This window comes from Agrobacterium sp. H141, from assembly GCF_057158725.1.
This window is the reverse complement of record NZ_CM169893.1, coordinates 301,298-323,298: the sequence shown is the minus strand read 5'-3', so window position 1 is coordinate 323,298 and position 22,001 is coordinate 301,298. Positions and strand designations below refer to the sequence as shown.

Genomic DNA, 22,001 nt, shown 5'->3' with positions numbered 1-22,001 from the left:
TTATCCTCGACCTGCGAGTAGCTTTTCTTCGATGGACACGGCAAGTGTATGCAAACCAGCGGCAGTCAGCGAGTCCTCGTGCCAACCCTCCACATCAATGACCTGCGCATCTCCTGCCACGGACGGGGCCCACCCGAAGAGCAGCTTTCTGGCCCGCACGGAACTTGCCCGGCTTCTGAAAAACACTAGCTGACCACTGGGACGTGGGCGATAGGCCCGTGCTGCACGGACCAGAAAATCAGTCACAAGAACATTGGCCGTCTCTTCCTCCGTTCGCTTGGCCGCCTTCATGCCAAGCTTGCGCAAGACCCAGAGCGTGGCGTTGAATTCTTTGAGCAATGTCACCGGTTTCATTCTGCCGCCCAAGAGCTTAGCAATGAAGTAGCTGACGCGTTTAAGGCGTTGCTCAGCACTCCACAGACGCTGACGCCACTTGGGTTGGGAGCGGAAATATCCAGGTGCCCAAGCATCGATAAGGGCCGTGAAGGCAACTTCAACACCCGCGGCGCGTAACTGTCGTGCAATCTCAACCGCGAGAATGCCGTTAACGCAAAGGCCGACGATTGCCACCGGCCCCTGGCTTGCGCGAATATCCATTGCCTCGATTGCTCCAGCGGCGATTTGCTCAAGGGAGGCATTCGATGTCAGCTGCTCTGGAGGGGCCGCGAACATATTGATGTTGTAGACCGAGACTGCCTCGTCGAGGCTATTTGCAAGGTGGTAGTAGAGGAACGGATGGTTGAGAGTATAGACCGTATAGGGACCTTTACCGGTCTTGTAGGCTTGGCTTTCCCAAGACACCGCATGCGCAGCGGACGCTGCATCGGCCACTTGGCCGAACAGTGCTTGCGCAAAGCCCTTCAAGGTCGGCTCTTTGAACAGTAGGGTCAAATCCGGCTTGATCCCGAAGCTTTCCCTTACCGACGACAGCATACGCAGGGCGAGCAACGAGTGCCCCCCGAGTTCAAAGAAGTTGCCGTCCGGCTCAACCTTTGCGACATCGAGCACATCAGCCCAGATTTCGCCCATACGTGCCATTGGTTCGGCAGAGGTCGCCGCCTTCGTATTTTCCACTGCATCCGACGCAGGTCGTCCACTCTGCTCATGTCGTGCATTGCGATCAGGGCCGATCTCGGTCAATTTGTCGGAGCTTTTGCCCAGCTCATCCCGTTCTACAGCCGAGTGCGCGGGTGACAGCACCGCAGCGGGATCATTCAAAGCCTGTTCGTAAACCTCCTGCCATAGCTGCAAGAGGCGTTCTATCGTGCTCCTGTCGAACAAGTCCGTGTTGTATTCGATCGACATGCGCCAGCCGGATGGACGCCCGACCATACCGAAGCTGATATCATAGACGACACCAGGCGATTGCGAGGGCGCGCTGATCAGCTCAAACTCGCCGTATCGACGATCTTCAAGGAAGGCCTTTGACAGATTAAAGTTAACGGAGATCAGCGGGTTTCGCGATGGATCGCGCACAGGATTGACGAATTCAACGAGTTTGTTGAACGGCATTCGCTGGTGGTTCACCGCGCCGGTCACCGTTTCGTTCGCAATGCGGAGATGATCCTCAAAGGTGGACTGCGGCTTCACTGGCAGGCGCAGGACAATGTTGTTGATGAACACGCCTATCATCGGCTCCAGATCGGACTGCTCCCGCCCGGCAATCTGAGTGCCAAACAGAATATCCTCCGTACCGGTAAAGCGATGGAGAACGGCACTGACAACGGCAACACCATAGGCATAGAGCGAGACCTTATGGTCGCGGGCCGCCGTCTCGATCCGTTCAGCGAATTCCAGCGGTTTTACCGCAGAGATGATGTTGCCGTTGGTGCTTTTTATCTGAGATCGGGGATGATCGCTCGGCACTTCAAAATAGGGTGCATCGGCTAGTTTCTCTTTCCAGAAAGCCTTTTCCGTTTCAAAACCATAACTCGCCAGATATTCCTGCTGCCATAGGGCATAATCGCCATACTGCAGCGGTAATTCCGGCAAATTCGGTGCTCGCCCGGCATCCATGGCAGAGGCAATTTCACCCAGTTCACGTCCCAGCACCCGGATGGACCACCCGTCGAAGCATGTCTGATGGGCCGTGATCAGAATAAAGGCCCTGTTGTTTTCGACCATCATCAGCGTCACACGGAACAGACCGCCACGGGTGAGATCAAAGGGAGCCGAAGCAGTCTCCTCGCCGATCGAAAGGATGCGCTGTTCGCGCTGATCCGCTGACATATTGCGTAGGTCGATAACCGCCATCTTGAAGTCAACAGTTTCAAGGACCTGCTGGCAGGGCCTGCCGCGTCTATCGACAAAGCGTGTGCGCAGGATCTCGTGTCGCTCGATGATCTTGCGGAAGGCGGCTTCGATCGTAGAAGCCTTGAAAGAGCCCTGGATTTCCCAACGCACGGCCACATTCAACGCTGGATTGCCCGGTTGCAACTGATCCAGAACCCAACATCTGAGCTGAGTCTGGGTGCAGGGAAATTCGCCAATGACCTTGGCTTCGTCGTCGGCAAACGCAGCGGTGTGTTCAGACTGGCTCATTACACGCCCTCGATCCGGCGACGAGCGCCATTACGGAAACTTGCTAAAGACGGGATCTGGTAGACAACATTATGAGTCTCGGGGGCGTCCTCCTGTTCTTCCGCATAGGCGGCCAGTTCGGCAATCGATGGGTGACGCAGCAGGTGCTTGGCTTCAAGCGGCAGACCCGCATCCAGCATCCGCGCGGCGATACGGAAGATGACCAACGAATCCGCACCGAGCGAATAAAGATTGTCCTCAACCCCGAGCGTGTCGACATCGAGCACGCTCTTCCAGATGGTCCAAAGCGTCTCTTCCATAGTGGTCCGCGGCTTGATCTTGGACGCGGCTTCCCCCACATCGACGGTGCGGCGAATGTCGCGTGCCTCCAATGTCTTGCGGTCCAGTTTTCCATTTCCTGTCTGTGGCAGCTCGTTTTCAAGGGTCCAGATGCTCGGCACCATATAGGCTGGCAACTGCGCGCGAACCTGCTTGGCAAGTTCAATACTGTCAGCAGCCGGCGTTCCAGGCTCAGCAACGAAGTAGCAGACCAGGACCAGATCGCCCTTGCCGTTGCGCGCGCCGACCACTGCACATTGGCTCATTCCAGGAACCTGGGAAATGACGGCTTCTATATCGCCCAGTTCGATGCGGAAACCGCGCAGCTTGACCTGATTATCGCGCCGGCCGAGCAATTTGAGCGACCCATCGTCCAGACGCTTGCCAAGATCACCCGTTTTGTAGAGCCGTTGGATCGCTCCGGTTCCGATATCGTGCGATACGAAGGCTGCCTCGGTGAGGTCCGGTTGATCAAAGTAACCCTGGGCGAGGCCGTCACCACCAATATAAAGTTCCCCTGTGACGCCCGGAGGAACGAGCCTGCCTTCGCGATCGAGGATGTGCAGCTGCGTATTGGCAATAGGGTGGCCGATTGTGATCGGTGCGTCAGGGTCTGCGATGCGCGCGACGGAAGACCAGATGGTCGTCTCGGTCGGGCCATACATGTTCCATAGCTCGCCCTGCATACCGGCAAGCGTAACGGCGAGTGCCTTTGGCAAAGCTTCCCCGCCGCACAGTTTCTTCAGGTTGGTCGTGCCGTCGAGACCAGCCTCGACCAGCATTTGCCAGAGTGTCGGCGTTGCCTGCACAATTGTGGCACCGCTCTCCTTAATCAGGCGAACCAACCCAAAGCCGTCTTCCACCTGGGCGCGATCCGCAATCACGACACTGCCACCGGAGATCAGGGGCAGATAGAGTTCCAGCCCGGCAATATCGAAAGAGATCGTCGTAACCGCGACCAGAATGTCATCGGTAGTAAAACCGGGCTCCCTCGCCATCGACTGGAGGAAATTCGTCAGGGCCCGGTGAGAGATTGCGACACCCTTCGGCGCGCCGGTCGAGCCGGAAGTGAATATCACATAGGCGGTCGTCTCTGTATCGGAGGGCAATGTCTCCAGTTCGGCTTCCGGCAAAGCGGCAATGCTTGCTGCCTCCTTATCCAGACGAACCGTCACCATTCCATCGTCGGCCAGCGCTGCGCCGCTATCGCTGTCGCAGACCAAGGCCGCCGGCCGCGCTGTGACCAGAGTCTGGCGAAGCCGTGACACCGGATGCCCCGGATCGAGCGGCACATAGGCATGCCCGGCCTTCATGATGCCGAGTAATGCGACAAGCATGTCGAGCGAGCGATCGACCAGGAGCGCGATACGCTCTCCCTGTCCAGGCAGAATTGAGGCCAGATGTCGCGCGAACTGATTTGAACGCTGGTCAAGTTCACCATAGGTGATCGATTGACCGGAATGTTGCGCGGCAATCGATTGCGGGAACTCTCTCGCCTTTGCGGAGAAAAGTGAAAAGGTAAATTGGTCGCTGTCATATGCGGCTGCGCTCTGGTTGAGCTCCTCTGTCAGCCACATCTTTTCGCTCGGCGACAGCAGTTCAAAATCTGCCACGGGGTGCTTCATGTCTTCCGCCAGTGCCGTGACAAGGGTGACCAGATGGCCGATCCAACGGTCGACAGTCGACCGGTCAAGCACATCGGCGTTATAATCGACATCGATGCGAACACCGTTTGCGCTCTCGATCATGTTGAAGAACATATCGAAGTTCGAGAACGACTTGGCATTTGGTACGATAACGGCGTCAAGCCCCGAAAAATCGGCATTCGCGGCGATACGCTCCAGGTTGAACTGGATGCCCGTCAATGGCAGCCGCCGTGGGTCCCGTTTGACGCCCAGCGTCTTAACGAGGGTACCGTAAGTGTAGTCCTGATGCTCGAAGGCCTTCAGAACCAGCTGCTGGGTCGCCTTTAGATGGTTCTCGAAAGGTGCGGACATATCGACTGTCTGGCGGAGCGGCAGCAAATTGACGCAGTGTCCGACCAGGATCCTGTCGTCGAGAAGGCTCTGGCCGGCCGAAGGGATGGCAATCACCACATCGTCTTGGCCGGATAGACGGGCGATCATGACCTGGAGTGCGGCCAGCATTGTCGAGAACAGTGTGGCACCAGAGCGGGCACCGCGCTTCTTGATCTGCTTGTAGACCTCTGCCGGAATATTGGCAGTGCAGGTCCCCCCCGCAAAGGTCCGCTGGTCCGGATAGGCCCGATCAAATGGCATGTCGGGCAGTTCCGGCAGTTCCTTGTATTGTTCCTGCCAGAAGCGGGCAGTTTCGCGACTGACATCAGCGCTTGGCGCATACTTGCTCGCATACTCCGCAAATGACAGAGCTGGCTCTAATGTCGCCGTCTCACCGTTCAGTGCACCGGAATACGCCGCTGACAGTTCGTTGATGATGACGTTCAGCGACCAGCCGTCGCAGATGATGTGATGTGCCGTGAACACGAACACGTGCCTTTTGTCGCCCATACGGACCAATTGCGCCCTGGCCAGTGGACCCTCGACCAGATCGAAGGGTGTCATTGCGTCGCGTTCGATCAGATCAGCCAGGGCTGCCTGCGCATCTCGTTCGGCCGCAAGATCCACGAATTCTACCGGCAAGTCGAAATCTGGAATGAAGCGGAACCGCTCACCATTGCGATCAAAGCGGATTTGTAAGGCATCATGGCGGTCCACGACGGTCTTCAGTGAGGCCAGGAAGGTCCTCTCGTCGAGAGGACCATCCAAAGCAAGCGACAGCGACTCGTTGAAAGAGCAGGATGCTTCATCTCCGGCCTGCGCCGCCAGCCAGATTTCAAATTGCGCTTCCGTCAGTAAAGCACTCTCGGGCCGCTCGCTTACCTCAGCAACCGACTTCGTTAGGGCGCCATCTGCGGAGACGTCGGCAAGCTGGACCTCACCCGTCGGAGAAAGGATACCAACGCACTGCAAAGCATCAACGGCATCACGGAATGCCCTGGCGATAGTTTTGAAGTCGTCTTCACTGTGGGCGGTCGTTAGAAAGCAGGGATAGCCGTCTTGAATATGGATCCCGTTCATCCTGAGATAGGGGTAGATCAGGCCTCCCAGTGGATCCTGATTGCTGAAATCAGTCACGAACCAGCTCTTGTATCCCCTGAGGCACGGTGCGATACCCCGCTTGGCAAGCTCACCATTGATCTCGTCGACGAGGGCTTCAGTCCGCGGTGCTACGCGGCTGTAAAGTGCTGCACCCTCGCCGTTGATGTGATTGAGAACGGCCCGTGCTGCGGCCAGTACAACGGGATGGCGAACGAATGTGCCGGCAAAGAAAGTCGGAACCACGCTCGGCACGGAGTCGTCGCCATAGGCCCAACGGCCTCCGTCGAGAGCGTCCATGAACCGGCTGGCACCTGCCAGGACCCCGATTGGCATGCCACCGCCAACGACCTTGCCATAGGTGGCCATATCGCCCTGAATGCCCCAAATGGCTTGCATGCCGCCGGGATCGACGCGGAAACCGGTGACGACTTCATCGAAGACCAGCGCGAATTCCGCGTCGGTCGCTATCTTACGCAGAGCGCCCACGAATTCCCGGGGGCGAAGCTCCGGATGTCTGCTCTGGATCGGTTCGATGATAACTGCCGCCAGATCCTGTGCATTGGCACGCACCCAGTCGAGGCTCTCCTCGCTGCCGTAAGGCAGGACGATCATGTTGCCGACGGAGCCGGACGGAATGCCGGCAGCGATCGGCAGTGCAACGGGCTCTTTTGTTCTCGCCCGACCCTTGACCAATACCTCGTCAAACTGACCGTGATAGTCATTGGCAAAGACGACGATGCGGTCGCGACCAGTGACGGCACGGGCCAGACGCATGGCTGCCATAACAGCCTCGGAACCCGTGTTGCAGAAGGTAATACGCTCGTGTCCGGTCATGGCACCGATTAGGTCCGCAACTTCGCCCGCCAGCAACGTTTGCGGACCGATAGCAAAGCCTGCGTCCATCTGTTCCTTCATCGCCTCGACAACAAAGTCGGGTGCATGCCCGAATGCCGTTTGGCCGAAACCATTGACGAGATCGATATACTCGTGGCCATCGACATCCCAAATGCGCGAACCCTTTGAGCGATCGGAGACCACGGGGAAGATCATCTCTTTCCACTCGGTCCGGAAGCCCGATGCGGTTCGAGGATCGGCCAATCGTGCGCGATGTTTTTGCGTATAGTCCTTTGAATTCTTGTTTCTGTTTGAATAAGCGAGGATCAGATCGTTGATGAAGGCTTCCTTTTGCGGCGTTAGTTCCGTCTTTACCTTCATTGCTCCTTGCTGATACCGGGTATAACGCTCCCCACCAATCTCGGCGACACTGTCGCCGGCCGCAGATATTAAAGCAGACATCTCGACATTTCCCGGAGGGTTGCCGACCGCAACCGTGGTCTTCGCAGCGACCGGAATAGGATCTGACGTTGACGGCAATGTATGGGCTGCCCCCTGCAACAATTGGATTTGTTGGGAAAACAGGTTCTGAGCCAAAGCCAGCTGGGACTGCAGCAATGCTTCAAGGCTACCATCGACCGAAGCCCCTGATGCAACAGTTTTGGGAAGGCCCATCGCCGGCAAAACTGGCGTCTGTACAGCGGCTATTGATGTCTGAGGCACAGGCTGGACTACCGGAGCGACAGGAGCCTGAGCCGCCGGGTCCGGCGGCAAAACAGTGTCGAGATACCGGGCAAGCGCAGCAATCGAAGGAATATTGCTTAACAATTCCCTGAACGAAATCTTGACGCCATATTGCTTGTCAATCTTCTGCGCAAACTGACCAATGAACAACGAATCGAAACCGAGTTCGAGGAAGCTGTCACTTCTGTTGCTGGCATCGATCGGCTCACCGGACATGTCACCAAGCAGCGTCAGGAGCGAAGTCTCCAATGCCACGGTACGATCTGCGATTGTAATGGAGCTAATAGCGTTCATCGTTTCCAACCCATTTTCAAATAGAGGTTCGCTCTTGATAGTGTCCGTCGCCGCAGTTGCTTCCGCCATCGAGGCCGCCAGTGCGCGACGCACAGATGCTGGAGCGTCGATCCAATGCCGCTGACGCTGGAATGGATAGGTCGGCAGCGGCAGGATCCGTTGCTGCTCCACCGGCAGGCCAGGCCATGGCAGAACGCAGCCGGCAGCCCAGACCCGGCCATGAGCTTCCGCCAAGAAGCGCTCGGCGGCATGAGCGTTATCGTGTTCTGGAAGCGACTGGACGATGGCGCCGAGTTCACCGCGACCGATCGTCTGCGCAGCGAAGACCGAGAGCGTCCTGCCGGGACCGACCTCAATCAGGATCGGGCTTTGTCCTTGGCATAGTGTCGTTAAGCCGTCGGAAAAGCGCACAGGCTCGCGGCAGTGCCTCGACCAATAATCGGGCGAAGAACCCAATTCATCATTCTGCCAGCCGCCCGTTACGCATGAAATGTAGGGGATGGTGGCGCGTCCGTAGGTGACCTTGGCGGCCACATCGCGCAGTGCATCAATGCAGGGCTCCATCATGGCCGAATGAAACGCATGCGAGGTGTGCAAACGGCTGAAGGCGATCCCACCTTCTTCCAGAGCCAAGGAAAGTGCCTCAATATCGTCAATCGGCCCGGAGGCAACACAGAGTTTCGGTGCATTGATTGCCGCGATCTCTGCGCTACCTTTCAGGTATTCGCGCAATGTGTCGGGGGCCGCCCGAACGGAAAGCATGGCACCGGGTGCCTGATTCTGCATCAATTGCCCACGTGTGGCCACCAGCGTGAGTGCATCCTCGAACGAAATAACATTTGCCAACGTTGCTGCAACGAACTCGCCGACGCTATGGCCAATCATCGCATCGGGTTGCAGCCCTCTGCTGATCCACAGTTGGGCCAGGGCATATTCGACCAGATAGAGGCATGGCTGTGCAATCCGGGTCTCTCGCTGCTCTGCAGCCATGTGACTGCTCACGGAACCGCTATGACAAATGTAATCCCGCAGATCTATCCTGAAGCGCATTTGCAGAAGTTCGGTGCCGCGATCGATCCACCGGGCGAATTCCGGTTCGCTTTTGTACAGAGCCGCACCCATTCCAACATATTGCGATCCTTGCCCGGGGAACATGAAAACGACCGGTGGTGGCCGGTCTTCTGCAACGTGAGTTGCAACCGTTTCCGAACGCAGCTGCTCAACGGCACCGGCTGTTGACGTCGCCGAAATTGCCATTCGGGTGTTGAAATTGTGGCGCCCCTGCAATGTTCTAGCCACCTTCAGCAGGGAAGCATCGTCGTTCTCTTCCAGATAAGTTGCGAGATTGTTGCGCATCTCTGACAGCGCGGCGTCCGAGCGGGCAGAAAGGGGTAGGATGAGGGGCCCAAAAAAATCGTATCCGGTGTTCTCTTTAACTTCCGGCGACTCCTCCAAGACCACATGGATATTGGTGCCGCCAACGCCGAAGGCACTGACACCAGCCCGTCGCGGCGAGGGGCCTTCAGGCCAATCTCTGGTTTCACTGGGAATGTAGAATCGAGTGTCTTCCAGCTCGATCCTGCGATTTGGCGTCTTGTAATTGGGCATGGCCGGGATTTTGCGGTGATGGAGTGCCATCGTCGCCTTGATAAGGCCTGCTACCCCGGCGGCGGCATCGAGGTGCCCAACCGTACCCTTCAGTGATCCCAGGGCACAGGCGTCCCGTTGCTCGCTCGCTTCAGAGAAGGCATTTGTTAGCCCTGAAAACTCTATGGGATCTCCAAGAGGAGTCGCCGTTCCGTGGCATTCGATATAGCCAATGGTCGATGGATCTATGCCGGCATGGGCCAAGGCTGCGCTGATCGCTTCGGCCTGCCCCTCCGCGCTTGGGGCAGTAAATCCGATCTTGTCGGAACCGTCATTGTTTACGGCGTAACCCCGGATCACCGAATAGATAACGTCGCCGTCCTTGATTGCGTCTTCGAGGCGCTTGAGCAGCACGACGCCGGCGCCGCTGCCAAACACCGTTCCTGATGCTTCCGCGTCGAAGGGACGGCAGATGCCGTCGCGGGAGACCATTCCTCCTTCTTGATACATGTACCCGCGCTTCTGGGGCATTGTAATCGACACGCCGCCAGCCAAGGCCATGTCGCAGCTATACGTGAGGAGGTTTTGACATGCCTGCGAAACGGCCAGTAGCGAAGTGGAGCAGGCTGATAGGAGTGTGAAAGCCGGTCCGCGCAGGCCCAATTTATAAGCGACCCTGGTCGCCAGAACATCGCTGATCGAGCCAATCAACTGATTGTAGCATCCGATCTGGTAGTTTGAGGTCAATTCCTCAACTGCGGCACGATCCGGCGTAACGTTATTGAGCAGATAGGTCGGAACGGAACAACCGGCGAAGACACCAACGGCACCTGGGCTGTGGTATGGGTCGTAGCCCGCTATTTCCAAGGCTTCCCAGCATAATTCCAGGAAGATCCTGTGCTGGGGATCCGTCAGTGCGGCCTCACGGGCGAACATGCCGAAGAACTCCGCGTCGAACTTGTCGGCATCATCAAGATGCGGCCGGCACGCTACGTAGTCGGGCGACGCCCGCTCTTCATCCGTGAAACTGTCCTCGAGTTCGTCTGCCGAGAATATCCGGAAGGCGTTGCCGCCGCGTTCCACCATTTGCCATAAAGCATCAACACTTGGTGCGCCCGGAAAACGCCCCGACATACCTATTATGGCTATACCATCGGGCAGATAATCGCTGTCTATCCCCGCGTTGACCGAGTCAAGTTTCGACAGGTTTTCCTCCTCTCTCATGGAGTGCTCCGGCGAAACTGAGACATGGTCTTGCGTTGGACGGCTGGCCTCTGATCTGATGTCTTTGAGCGCGGCATGCTCGGTGTGGTTCCATCCAGGAAGCTCGCCATATCTCGAACCGTCGGATGCTTGAAAAATGCCAGAACCTCGCAGCGCTGCCCCAACTCGGCTTCCAGCGCAGCATGCACCCGCATCAATTGAAGCGAAGTGCCACCCAGGTCGAAGAAATTGCGATCAATCGGGATAGCATCCAGTCCCAAGGCCTCGCGCCACAGGCGGATCAAAATCTCTTCACTCCGGCTCTCGGGAATTGCTGGTTTTATCTCCTCGGCCGGTGGCATAGGCAGTTTCGAACGATCGATCTTTCCCACCTGTGTCAACGGAAACACGTCAAGAACCATCGCCGCGCTCGGGATCATATAAGCGGGCAGCGTATTGCGCAGACGTTCCATCACGGCCGGCACAAGATTGGTGTTGAACAGATCCTGGGGATCGCTTGGCCGCAGATAGGCCACGATCCGCTTAATTCCATTATGCTCGTGGCATTCTACCAACGCTTCGAGGAGGCGCGGGTGACGGCGCAACGCCGCTTCAATCTCTTCAAGTTCGATCCGTTTGCCATTGATTTTGACTTGACGATCCCGGCGCCCCCGGAAGTGAAAGAGGCCGTCGCTGTCAACAATGCCAAGGTCGCCGGTCAGATAGCAACGCAGGGGGCCGTCATCTGTCTCGATTGTGACAAATCGTTCGTCCGTAAGATCGGGCCGATTGAAATAGCCGAGTGCCAGTCCGTCACCTGCAATCACAATCTGGCCTTCAACGCCGGGCGGCAAGATTTGCATGTCGTCATCGAGCAGGAAAACATCGGTATGAGCGATAGGCTTTCCGATAGGTAAGTCCGTACTCGAGAACTTCGGCGGCACCGCATAGGTCGTCGCGATGCAGGCGGCTTCTGTTGGACCATAGACGTTAATGAGGGTGCAATTCGGATAAGCCGCCAGAAAGCGACTCACATGGGCCGCAGACGCAACCTCTCCGCCAAAATTGGCTTGGCGCAGGCTCGGCAGATCGCCAGCAGCGTGATCTGCAAACAGATTAAACAGCGCAGTTGTGAACGTGATGATGGCAATATCGTGGACGCGGATTAGATCAAGGATATCCGTGAGCGAATAGTTCGCCTTCGGCATGACCACCAGCGTGCTTCCGTTCAAAAGCGCTCCCCATATGTCCAGGGTGGAGGCGTCGAATGAAATTGTGGTGGAATGCAAAACCTTTTCGCCCGGGCGATAATCTATGTAATTTTGTTCAAGCACTAACCTGGTGATGCCACGATGCGGTACGGCTACTCCTTTCGGGCGGCCAGTGGAGCCGGAGGTGTACATGACATAGGCAAGGTCTGCCCCGGTCGACGCGGGTTGCGTGCTGACGTCACCCGGCTCAAGCGTCGGGAGCAGTCTTGGAAGGTCGACCACCCGACTGCCAGGGGGAGTGAGCGCCGCCAGGTCCAGGTCCTGGCCGGCGTCCGTGAAGATTATCTTGGGACGACATTCGTCCAGGACATACTGAAGGTGGTCCAACGGATAAGCTGGGTCCATCGGCAGGTAACCCGCTCCAGCCTTGAGTATGGCAAGTTTGGCGACGACAGTGGTTAAGGCGCGCGGTACCAGCAGACAGACGACATCGCCCTTTTTAACTCCACTTTGGATCAGATAACTGGCAAGCGCGTCGGAAAGGAGATCGAGCTCTCTGTAAGTCAGCTGTGTGTCGCCGGAAATGATGGCGATAGTGTCGGGAGCGGAAAATGCATGCTGCCTGACGATATCCGGAACACTGCGCGTCCTGTCGTAGCGGACTCCACCCGTTCGACCGTCCCGAGGGGTAAAATCCACGCCCTTAATATCCTGGAGTGCTCTCATCGGCTTCCCCGCTTCATCGCGTTTGCCCGACCACAGATCGCGATGCTCCATGCCCGCTTCTGCAAGTACGGTCTTTCCACGACAGCGATAGTTTCACACCGCCATAAAATGGAAAGTTGGTCATTGGGGTGAAATTGGCCGACCGGTCGCCCTAACGTCTAAGCCATTTGGCTAGGCTGCCCGCGCCTCAAGTGCGGGTTGCGTATGACTGGAGCCGCCAGGCTGACTGCATATATCGACGATCAAGCACGGACTGTGTGCGACACGGAACCAAAAGAGCTTTGTCTGATCTGATGCCCAGCGGTGACGACACCCTGTCGCTTTTACCGGCCAGCGAACGCGCATGAAGCTCGACGATTGGGATCAGGCGCTGGGGGACCATGCTCCTATGTCTAGAGGCACCGACAAGCTGGCTTGAAGGTGTGGGTCGCCGCAAATTGGCTCTAAAATCTGCATTTTCAGCGAAGTCTGTGCCGGTCATCTGGGCGAGCAAAATGAATAGAATATTACGCTCAGCAGGCAAAATGACAGGCCTCTACATCTTATATTTCACTGATTTTTCAAATCTTCTGAAAAGCATCCAAAATTGATGTTGAAAAATTCTATGCAGAGCGACGTTTTACTGAAGAAATTTCAATACATTGGCAGGAAATCAATCTGCGTGATCGAAACGCAAGGATCACTCCCGTTCGTACGATGCAGCTGCGTCATGTTATTCCCCATAAACAATGAGAAATTCTGAGCAACAAAACTTAGAAAATTCGTATTTCGTGACAGTAAATGGAATCCATATAGAATGCGAAGAGAAATGACATTGCATGGCAATGCTTTTGAAAAAGACAACATCTATCTCATAGAAAAATTCATCACGAGATAGAGTCAATGCGCTGTCGAGCCGCAAGCGCCACCTGATTTTGCCAAAAAACAACAAAAGTCGTCAAATTAACGCATTAACCCGAAACTACGTGAATCTTTGCATCCACTAATGTATTTTGTGTTAAAAGTGTTCCGATTATGGTGTTTGGCGCATAGGTTGCTAGATGATAATACGCGATAGCTGGAATCTCAGGCAAGCGGTCCATTCCGACTACTTCAATAGTGGATCGAAGCTCACCGGTGCGCACCTGCGCCAATATTCTCCAGGCACCACAATTTTCGACAGCGAAAGTGACGTTTCACGAATCTTCTTTATTGATAGCGGCTGGGTAGTATCTAGCAAGACGATGTTCAATGGCACTCGGACAGTCACAGATTTCTCGCTGCATGGCGATGTACTGTCATCCGCATCTGCAGCTCTATCACAGGAGACGGTGCAAGCCATCTCCTCTGTCACGTGCTTTGAGTTTACTGGACAGCTGTCGGGGCAGAACGGCGGAAGCGCTTCTCAATTGCCGCTTATTATGAGTATCGAGATGATGAAACGTCACGCCAGGATGGTGGAACGGCTGGCAAGTATCGGAAGGAGAGACGCGTTCGGACGCACGGGGCACCTCCTGCTTGAACTTGCGGTACGCGCTGGCAACTTGTCCCGCCCTGATCTCGACGGCTTCGAGTGTCCGCTGAAACAGTCGGAGATCGGCGATGCGCTCGGCTTGTCGACTGTGCACGTGAACCGTGTTCTCAAGGAAATGAGGATCAGTGGGCTGCTGTCATTTCGAAACGGGATTGTTGAGTTCCTTGACCGCCGCAGACTAATTGAACTTGTCGACTTCGACCCGTACTACTTGACTGGCCCTGAGACCGAAGACCTTCAACTTGCGGGTCATTGAAATACGCGTCCGAAGGCTCATCGTGCATTCCGTCGTGTGACCTTTCGCGATTGAACGGATCCGTGAATTGGAGGCCAGTTTAACCAGGACTGTTTTGCTCTGATTTGTGGTTTTTTCATCAGCCAATTTCACTGCCTACACGCTATCCATTGATGACGTCCACTTCATCGACGATATTCTCTGGCGACCTGCGACGGCTTCACCTTGGCGTGTTCTACCTTTATCAAATAGAAGCATGTGCTCTGGGAGCCTTCCAATGGCTTCGATGATGGATCATCCATCGACGATCCTTGGCGGCGGGTTAGACGACCTGTGTCATCACAGAAAAAGTGATCGCACTCGCGGTGGAAAAGGATCTACTGCGACTGACGGATTCAGATCGTGTCCCACCGAGTGGTGTAGCTGGGTGATAGCGAAGCCGCTCGCGAGCGCACCCTCCAATGTGCGGTAGGGATCGGGCGGCGTAGCGGTGGTCACCAGTGTTTTCCGGTAGGGTCGGGTTGTTCAAGACCAACCTGAAGGACACCACCGATGACCGACGACATGATGAACCTGCGCTCACTCGTTGAGAAGAGCGCCGACGCCGATTTGCTCCGGGATATGATCAGCTTTGCTGCTGAGCAAGTTGATGGCACTGGAGGTCGGGACGAAGACCGGCGCTGGCTATGGCGAGAAGAATGGTTTCCGGCTTGCCCAGCGCAACGGCTATCGCGACCGGGACTGGGAAACACGGGCTGGCACCGTCGAACTGCGCATTCCCAAGCTTCGCACCGGCAGCTATTTCCCGAGCTTCCTTGAGCCGCGCCGCATGGCCGAGAAGGCTCTGACTGCGGTCATTCAGGAGGCCTACATCCAGGGCGTTTCGACCCGCTCAGTCGATGACCACAGCACAAACGAAGTTTGTCGCGACGTCAAGGCCATGGGCATGTCGGGCATCTCCAAGAGCCAGGTGTCCCGGCTCTGCGAGGAGATCGATGACAAGGTGAAGGCCTTCCTCGACAGACCCATTGAAGGTGAATGGCCCTATCTGTGGATCGATGCCACCTATCTCAAGGTTCGGCGCGGTGGCCGGATCGTCTCTGTCGCGGTCATCATCGCGGTGGGCGTCAACACCGATGGCCGACGGGAGGTGCTGGGCATGGAGGTCGGCACATCCGAGGCCGAAGCAATCTGGACTGAGTTTCTTCGGAAACTAACCAGGCGGGGACTGCGCGGCGTCAAGCTTGCTGTCTCCGATGCGCATGAGGGCATCAAGGCGGCTGTATCGAAGGTACTCTCTGCCACCTGGCAGCGCTGCAGGGTTCACTTCATGCGCAATGCGCTGGCCCATGCCGGAAAGAGCGGACGGCGTGTCGTGTCTGCCTTCATCGCCACCGCCTTCGCCCAGGACACGCCAGAGGCCGCCAGCCAGCAATGGCGCAATGTCGCCGATCAGATCAGGCCGAAGGTGCCGAAGCTTGCAACCCTCATGGACAGCGCCGAGCAGGACGTGCTCGCCTACATGACCTTTCCCAAGGCACACTGGACAAAGCTTCACAGCACAAACCCCATCGAACGGCTCAACGGCGAGATCAAGCGACGGACAGAGGTCGTCGGCATCTATCCCAACGACGATGCCATCGTCAGACTGGTCGGTGCCTTGCTGCTTGAGCAGAATGACGAGTGGGCAGTCCAGCGGTCCCGCTACATGACACTTGAGACCATCGCCACGATGAGCGATGATCCGCTCATCAGCCTGCCAGCCGCAAGCTGATCCATTCCCGGCTCTGTCCGGAAGGCACGGCGACCGCCGAAGCTACACCACCCCCTGGGACATGATCAAGATTCATGCTGCGGGACATCACAACAGACAGTATCTTTCTGGTTGAGGAAGCTCGTGACGCCTATCTCCGGCAGATTGCTGCGAAGCAGGAGACGATCTAGACGAATGTTCTCCCGAAGACCCATCGCAAGGCCTGTCCCTTAAACTCATACCGTATCGCCATCGCTATCTTGCATGCGATATCAATACGCTCGTGCAGTTGCAGTATCTCCCCATATGTGGCCCCCGACGCCATCGGCGCACCGAGGGAATAGTAACAATAATAAATTTCAACAAAAAATCACAAGCTTACTATCTATTATAGTCTTCCGAACGATAAGCCACGAACTTAACGCGTTTGTATTAAGTCGAGCACTTTCCAATTGTGTCATTTTGGCGACTAAATTTCGGCAATCACGACTTGTTTAATGGAAAATTAACTTGGGTTAATGCGCCATAAATAAATCTGTGAAAAGTATTCATACAAACCATAAGTAGAGGGGAATATGCAGTTCGGCTTAGCCAAACTGTGAGGGGTTTATTGTGTTTTGTGTATCCGTTTATCGGATATGTGAATATAGAGGGGGTAAAAATGAGTGCAGATATGTCCATCTCAGGCAATATAAATAATGTAACAAAAGCAGATATAGATTACATCAGTTCGCTTGCGTCCAGCAAGGCATTGGAAGACAAAGCGGATGAATACATCCTCATACTCGACAGTCGAGTGCTGGATCGCGAGTGCCTTTCACGCAGCCTCTCCAGTTATGATCCGACAATGAAGTTCGTCACCTCGGGATCAATTGATGAATGGCGCAAGCGCCAATTCCAGAGCGAACCATCGGCAATACTGCTAGTGCTTACCAGTGATAAGCCTGACGAGACAGGCAGTTGCGACAAAATTAAAGCCGTCGCAGCGGCTTTCAAGTTTATCCCTTTGATCGTTATCGCAGATTCTAACGAACTGAGTGACCTTCTCAAGGCAATCGACTGCGGCGCATCTGGCTATATTCCAACCAATGTGAACATCAGCGTCGCTGCCGAAGCCATTTCGCTAGCTCGTGCGGGCGGTCTCTTCTTCCCGGTTAGCAGCCTTCTCGCCAGCAGAGAGGCTTTGAATTCTGTGGTTACAGTTTCCAATCACTTAAACGAGAGCTTCACCCCGCGGGAGATCGAAGTCGCGGAGGGATTGCGTCGCGGAAAAGCGAACAAAATTATCGCGTACGAAATGAACCTCTGCGAGAGCACCATTAAAGTCCATATTCGCAACATCATGAGAAAACTGAATGTTACAAACCGCACCCAAGCCGCATTCAAACTGAAATAAGTCATCATTGGATCAATTGCATGCCGTCACTGTCAGGCCTCATTGCCAGAGGCTTTTGCCACTCGCATCAACTCTAAGGAGCCGGTGCTTTGGCAGAAGCCCTGGCTTTTTAAGCTGCAACGCAGGCGGGGCTAGTGATCAAGACGTCTGGCGTTGAAGACCGAAAACGGTGAAATGAAAATTGTCGAGATGCCATAAAGTTTCGCCATTGCATCTATTCAATTTGTTTACATTTCGAAGAAAATTTCAACTTTTACTGAAGTGTAACAATGATTGGATGATTGCCAATTGTCAGAACAATCTCACTGGTGTCCGTGTGTTTGGCTATGGGCAAAGTACCGATTGTAGGGTCGAAGATACTGGCTGTTGCAGTGCTCTTTTTCAGTTTGATCGTGACGGTACTTTCACCTTCCAACGCCTCACCCCATATCACAAGTTGAAACGCGCCATCGCTGTGCTGAAGCAAGAGATCGTGAACGGTATCGTGTTGGGGCTCAATCGAATAATCCAATCGCGCCGGAGAAGACTTCATCGATTCATCAGCCAGGATTCGCGTCAGGTTGTGGAGATAGTGTGCAGCCGTTCTCGGAGAGTAGTCGGGGCGAAAGAACCCGAATGATTGCACGCCTTCTTCATCCGTGCGATCTCGCAGAATGTAGACAGATGTATAGCTATAACCCCGCGCGAACTGGGCCAAATAGAGGTTGACCAAGTGAACTGCCTGCAAGGCTTCGTCCACTTCACCATTGACTGCAGCGCCCGTTTCCGTGGTGACCCGTGGCAAATGGGTCAATTCGTCCTCCGAATAGCCCCTAAATTTCTGCGCCCACGTTCTCCCGAAGTTTCCGTAAAGTCCATCTACTGGAGAGGAGCTACTGGGATCGGACGCGTCCCAACTCTTGTTATCGGCTGGATGCGGTGAATTCGCATGATAGAGATAGTTGTGCACATTGGCATAGTCGGCGTAACGCGTATCCGCGGGCATCAGCGTAATCGCATCAGCGGGGATTTGCAGAAATTGGAGGCCGACATCATCAGTTTGAGCTCCCGGTTCTGAGATAGACCAAACCGGATACGCTGCCAGCAAAGGGTCCTCTTTCACCGAGCGATAGAGATCAGCTTGCAATTCGGCAACTGCGCGCCAGGAACTTCGCCCGCCCCCTTTGCGACCGTTATAAGAAACAGGCCAATTATTGGGTTCGTTGTTTCCTTCAAATGCGAGCAGGGCGCCTGCTTTTGCCAGAATACGACCCGTTGCCAAAAGCGTGTCTAGATCGCTGATGCCGCTTCCGAGACCCCAACTTATTTTGACACCTGCCTCCCGGTGCAGAGTCAGAAATGTGTCGATTGTAAGCGGACCGTTTTTTGTCAGCCCTTCGATACCGCCGCGCAACCAGCGAAACCCACCATACTTCAACATTTCCAGCGTTCTGGAGTAAGGTTGCCCTCGGTCATCGAACGTTGAAACAACGCCGATACTATCCAGAAACGCAGCTGTCGGCTGTGCGGCAACCTCCTCGGCCTTGGCTTGTTGTCGGATTGGTATAGCCAGAGCGAAAACCAGCCCCGCGAACAAAGTGAGGCGTCTGCCGCCGGAACTGCCTGTTGCCGTTACACGCATGACTAACAGCTCCCCCTCGCTCAAGTTCAACCGGAATGGGCCATGATGCCACTACCACGGAAGGGCATCAGTGCAGAAGGAGCTGCATTCGAAGGACCGAAAAGTGTTTCGTCAAGATTCCGATCCTTCAGGACACGCTGCAATTCGATTCGATTTGCGTTACCTCTGAGGCTCGAAAAGGCGCTCGCTATACGATCCCTAAAGGAGCGCAGCTGGTAGGCACAACGTCTGGCGATAGAGATGTAAACGGGTGCCGCCAACATTTTGCCCTGTGGAATATTGAGGCGATCCAATGGAATGATGTCGCTGACAATTTGGGTATCGCCATCGATATAAATCATCTTCCAGTAATGGTCAGGCAAGAGATCAGACCAGAGAAGGCGCCGCATCGCCGAAACGCTTATCCGCGCACGACATACTCGACGATCAAGTTGGGCGCGTCTTGCGCTAAAAAATCGCATTCCATCAATCAAAGGGATGTCTGCATCTCGGCAAAACCCAACCGCACTGGAATTATCTCGAAACTCTTGCATAGTCATTGCGACAACATCCGAAGAACCGGACGCTGCTTTTCTTGCGTGAAAGGCCGATACTACGTTTGGAAAGAAATAGCTGCCGCCTTCGACGTAAAATATGCACGAGGAATTCACAGTCTAAATCCCTTCACATAAAAATCTAAAATTACAGAATTTCAGTTCTTATTCAATAACTAAGTTATGTCTTCTACTGAATTTGAAGGCATGCTATTATTTGGTTTGACGGCACGAATCTCTCCTAAATCTAAGTTTTACGGACACGATTTTGGAGGCAGAAATGCTTTGAGTTCGCAGTCTTGAGGCGTATGCTATTTTTGCGGTTTATGATCTGAATGTCATTTTTTACTGCCAAAAAAACCCTGTTTGAAGCGCTATTGCGTGTCTTTGTACACCTGACGGAAAACAAGGACGCGGAACGTTGGAGAGCAAGCTGGGCTGCCAGCACACTCGTCGGCGTGAATGACCACACGCCTCACGGGTATGGGCGCGCGATTGATCTTGGTTGCGTCGTGTCTTTCTCCAAGCCGTGGATCGAGCGTGTGCCCTCGAAGCTCACCAGATATGCCTTTCGCGCTATTCTCCGTTTTGATTTCCCGCATGCCTGGCGCCAAAGAAGGGAATTCGCACAAGCCGGCGTCATCTGGACGCACACCGGGTCACAGTATCTCGCCGGTACCGCAGTGGCAAAACTGACCGGTATCCAGTCTAAAATAATCGGCCAGACTGTCTGGCTGCTGGATCAGCGGTCCGGCTTGTCCAAGACGCTGAAAAGCCCGCGGGTGACGTATAGCGCGCAGGCCAGAAGTCCCCTTGATAGCAAATATGACTGTTGAAGTGGTTTAGGAAACGGGCAAGTCCGGTGACCAAATGCCTAGGTGTCGCGACGCTGGCCAATAGAGTGAGTTGATGATGGGTGTCGAGCCAATCGGTGTCGTGACGTTCGCAGTAGGCGTAATTTGCCTATTGCGAGGTAGCGGGGCAACTGTGATTGCCTTCTCAGTTTTTCCTGTCTTGGGTGGCGCAGCGGCTTTGATGTTCGGTTCCACGGGCATACAGCCAGGACACGTATTTGTCGCCTTCTTGTTACTCTCGACTATATGGCTTCATGGTAACCTGCAGACGACAGTCGGCATAATATTCCGCTCATCGCCGGCGATGTGGCTCGCATTGCTTGTTACCTACGGTATTATCTGCGGTTACTTTGCGCCGCGCTTGCTACAAAATACGATGGAGATCGTGCCAATCGGCGGACAAGCGAGTTTGGGCAGTGAAGGCACAATCCCTCTTCGACCGGTGAGCGGCAATTTTACCCAGGCCGTCTATCTAGTGGCTGACCTGATTACGTTCTGCCTGATCTTGTCTGTTGCATCAACCTCGAACGGACTGCGAAACGTAACAATCGGACTCATGGCATTTGGCGCTGCGAATATCTTTTTTGGGATCGCCGACATGATTAGTCCCGGTACACCGCTTGTCTCTATATTTCCCTATATTCGGAATGCGCCCTACACCTTTCATGCCGATGAAATGGTTGCGGGGATGCGACGGATCATAGGATCGTGGCCTGAAGCATCTGCTTTTGCAGGCGCCAGCTTGGGTGTAATCGGCTTTAGTGGAACTTTATGGGTATGCGGTCGCCATAGCAAGATGAGCGGCCTTTTGTTTGTGCTGTCGAGTCTGCTGGTTGTTCGCTCAACATCATCAGGGGGGATTGCCGGTCTTCCGGTCTGCCTCGCTATATTGTATCTAACAAGCATCTTTCGCGCCGGCGGGCTGTCGGGGACGCGCGCCAGTGCAGCAGTCATTCTCGTCTTTCCCATCGCCGCGATATCCGTGTTATTTTTCCTGGCCCTCAATCAGACTTTCTACAGGCTGGTCTACGATTTCATCGACATAACCATTCTCAGCAAGCCCACCTCCCTGTCAGCGATAGAGCGAGGTGCTTGGAATGCTTACGGTATTTCTAACTTCTTCGATTCCTATGGCTTCGGGGTCGGGCTGGGTACGTCAAGGACGTCATCTTTCGCTGTCGCACTGTTGTCTAATGTCGGGGTTCCCGGCACCTTCTTCTTCCTGATGTTTCTTTTGACGTCGATCCTCCTGCCGAGGGGAGTCCCTCGGACTTACGACGCCGATATCGGTGTCGCGGCGCGAAACGGTTGCCTGGGCGTTATGGTAGGCGCGCTCATCTCAGGGACGATTGTTGACCTTGGACTTTTGTTCTTCGTCATGGCGGGTTTGAAAAGTGCGATACCCAGAAGCGGACTGACCTCCGCTTCCGTTCGGGCTTGAAGGACATTGCGCAGAGTGAAGAGCAGGGCTTGTAATTACTGCCTCCGATTTGACCTTCTCGCTTAGGTAAGGATCTCT

The 22,001-nt window shown here is 55.0% G+C and carries 9 protein-coding genes and 1 pseudogene; 5 read left to right on the top strand and 5 right to left on the bottom strand.

The genetic code is table 11. The features are described from left to right. Genes ACWPM9_RS01385 through ACWPM9_RS01375 form a run of 3 tightly spaced genes read right to left on the bottom strand, consistent with a single transcriptional unit; the run spans position 1 to position 12,628 of the window. Complete coding sequence (locus tag ACWPM9_RS01385) at positions 1-2,541, bottom strand: condensation domain-containing protein (protein WP_484756494.1); 2,541 nt, start codon at positions 2,539-2,541, stop codon at positions 1-3. Further along, positions 2,541-10,661, bottom strand: a complete 8,121-nt coding sequence (locus ACWPM9_RS01380; protein ID WP_484756493.1) for a hybrid non-ribosomal peptide synthetase/type I polyketide synthase — start codon at positions 10,659-10,661, stop codon at positions 2,541-2,543. The genes ACWPM9_RS01385 and ACWPM9_RS01380 overlap by 1 nt, the downstream gene beginning before the upstream one ends. Then, positions 10,658-12,628 (bottom strand): non-ribosomal peptide synthetase, encoded by a 1,971-nt coding sequence (locus ACWPM9_RS01375; RefSeq protein WP_484756492.1) that lies wholly within the window; start codon positions 12,626-12,628, stop codon positions 10,658-10,660. The genes ACWPM9_RS01380 and ACWPM9_RS01375 overlap by 4 nt, the downstream gene beginning before the upstream one ends. Positions 12,629-13,617: 989 nt before the next feature. Between ACWPM9_RS01375 and ACWPM9_RS01370 the strand changes: the two genes are divergently transcribed. The 3 genes and pseudogenes from ACWPM9_RS01370 to ACWPM9_RS01360 all read left to right on the top strand — a co-directional run bounded on the left by ACWPM9_RS01370 (position 13,618) and on the right by ACWPM9_RS01360 (position 17,474). After that, positions 13,618-14,346 carry a Crp/Fnr family transcriptional regulator gene (locus ACWPM9_RS01370; RefSeq protein WP_484756491.1) on the top strand — a complete coding sequence of 243 codons (729 nt, stop codon included), beginning with the start codon at positions 13,618-13,620 and terminating at the stop codon, positions 14,344-14,346. 531 nt (positions 14,347-14,877) lie between these two features. Next, a pseudogene (locus ACWPM9_RS01365) lies at positions 14,878-16,099 on the top strand (IS256 family transposase). A 640-nt stretch (positions 16,100-16,739) separates the two neighbouring features. Next, a complete protein-coding gene (locus tag ACWPM9_RS01360; RefSeq protein ID WP_484756490.1) occupies positions 16,740-17,474 on the top strand; it encodes a LuxR C-terminal-related transcriptional regulator in 735 nt (244 codons plus the stop codon). 253 nt (positions 17,475-17,727) lie between these two features. Here ACWPM9_RS01360 and ACWPM9_RS01355 read toward each other — a convergent pair whose 3' ends face one another. Continuing rightward, positions 17,728-19,095 carry a glycosyl hydrolase gene (locus ACWPM9_RS01355; protein ID WP_484756489.1) on the bottom strand — a complete coding sequence of 456 codons (1,368 nt, stop codon included), beginning with the start codon at positions 19,093-19,095 and terminating at the stop codon, positions 17,728-17,730. A 26-nt stretch (positions 19,096-19,121) separates the two neighbouring features. Beyond that, positions 19,122-19,634 (bottom strand): glycosyltransferase, encoded by a 513-nt coding sequence (locus ACWPM9_RS01350; RefSeq protein ID WP_484756488.1) that lies wholly within the window; start codon positions 19,632-19,634, stop codon positions 19,122-19,124. Between the two features lie 329 nt (positions 19,635-19,963). On the opposite strand from ACWPM9_RS01350, the gene ACWPM9_RS01345 reads away from it, so the two are divergent. Together ACWPM9_RS01345 and ACWPM9_RS01340 are read left to right on the top strand one after the other, a co-directional pair. Further along, positions 19,964-20,464, top strand: a complete 501-nt coding sequence (locus ACWPM9_RS01345) for a hypothetical protein (protein ID WP_484756487.1) — start codon at positions 19,964-19,966, stop codon at positions 20,462-20,464. A 73-nt stretch (positions 20,465-20,537) separates the two neighbouring features. Beyond that, the gene (locus tag ACWPM9_RS01340; RefSeq protein WP_484756486.1) at positions 20,538-21,923 is read left to right on the top strand and encodes a hypothetical protein; all 1,386 of its coding nucleotides are present in this window, start codon (positions 20,538-20,540) and stop codon (positions 21,921-21,923) included. Positions 21,924-22,001: the final 78 nt, after the last annotated feature.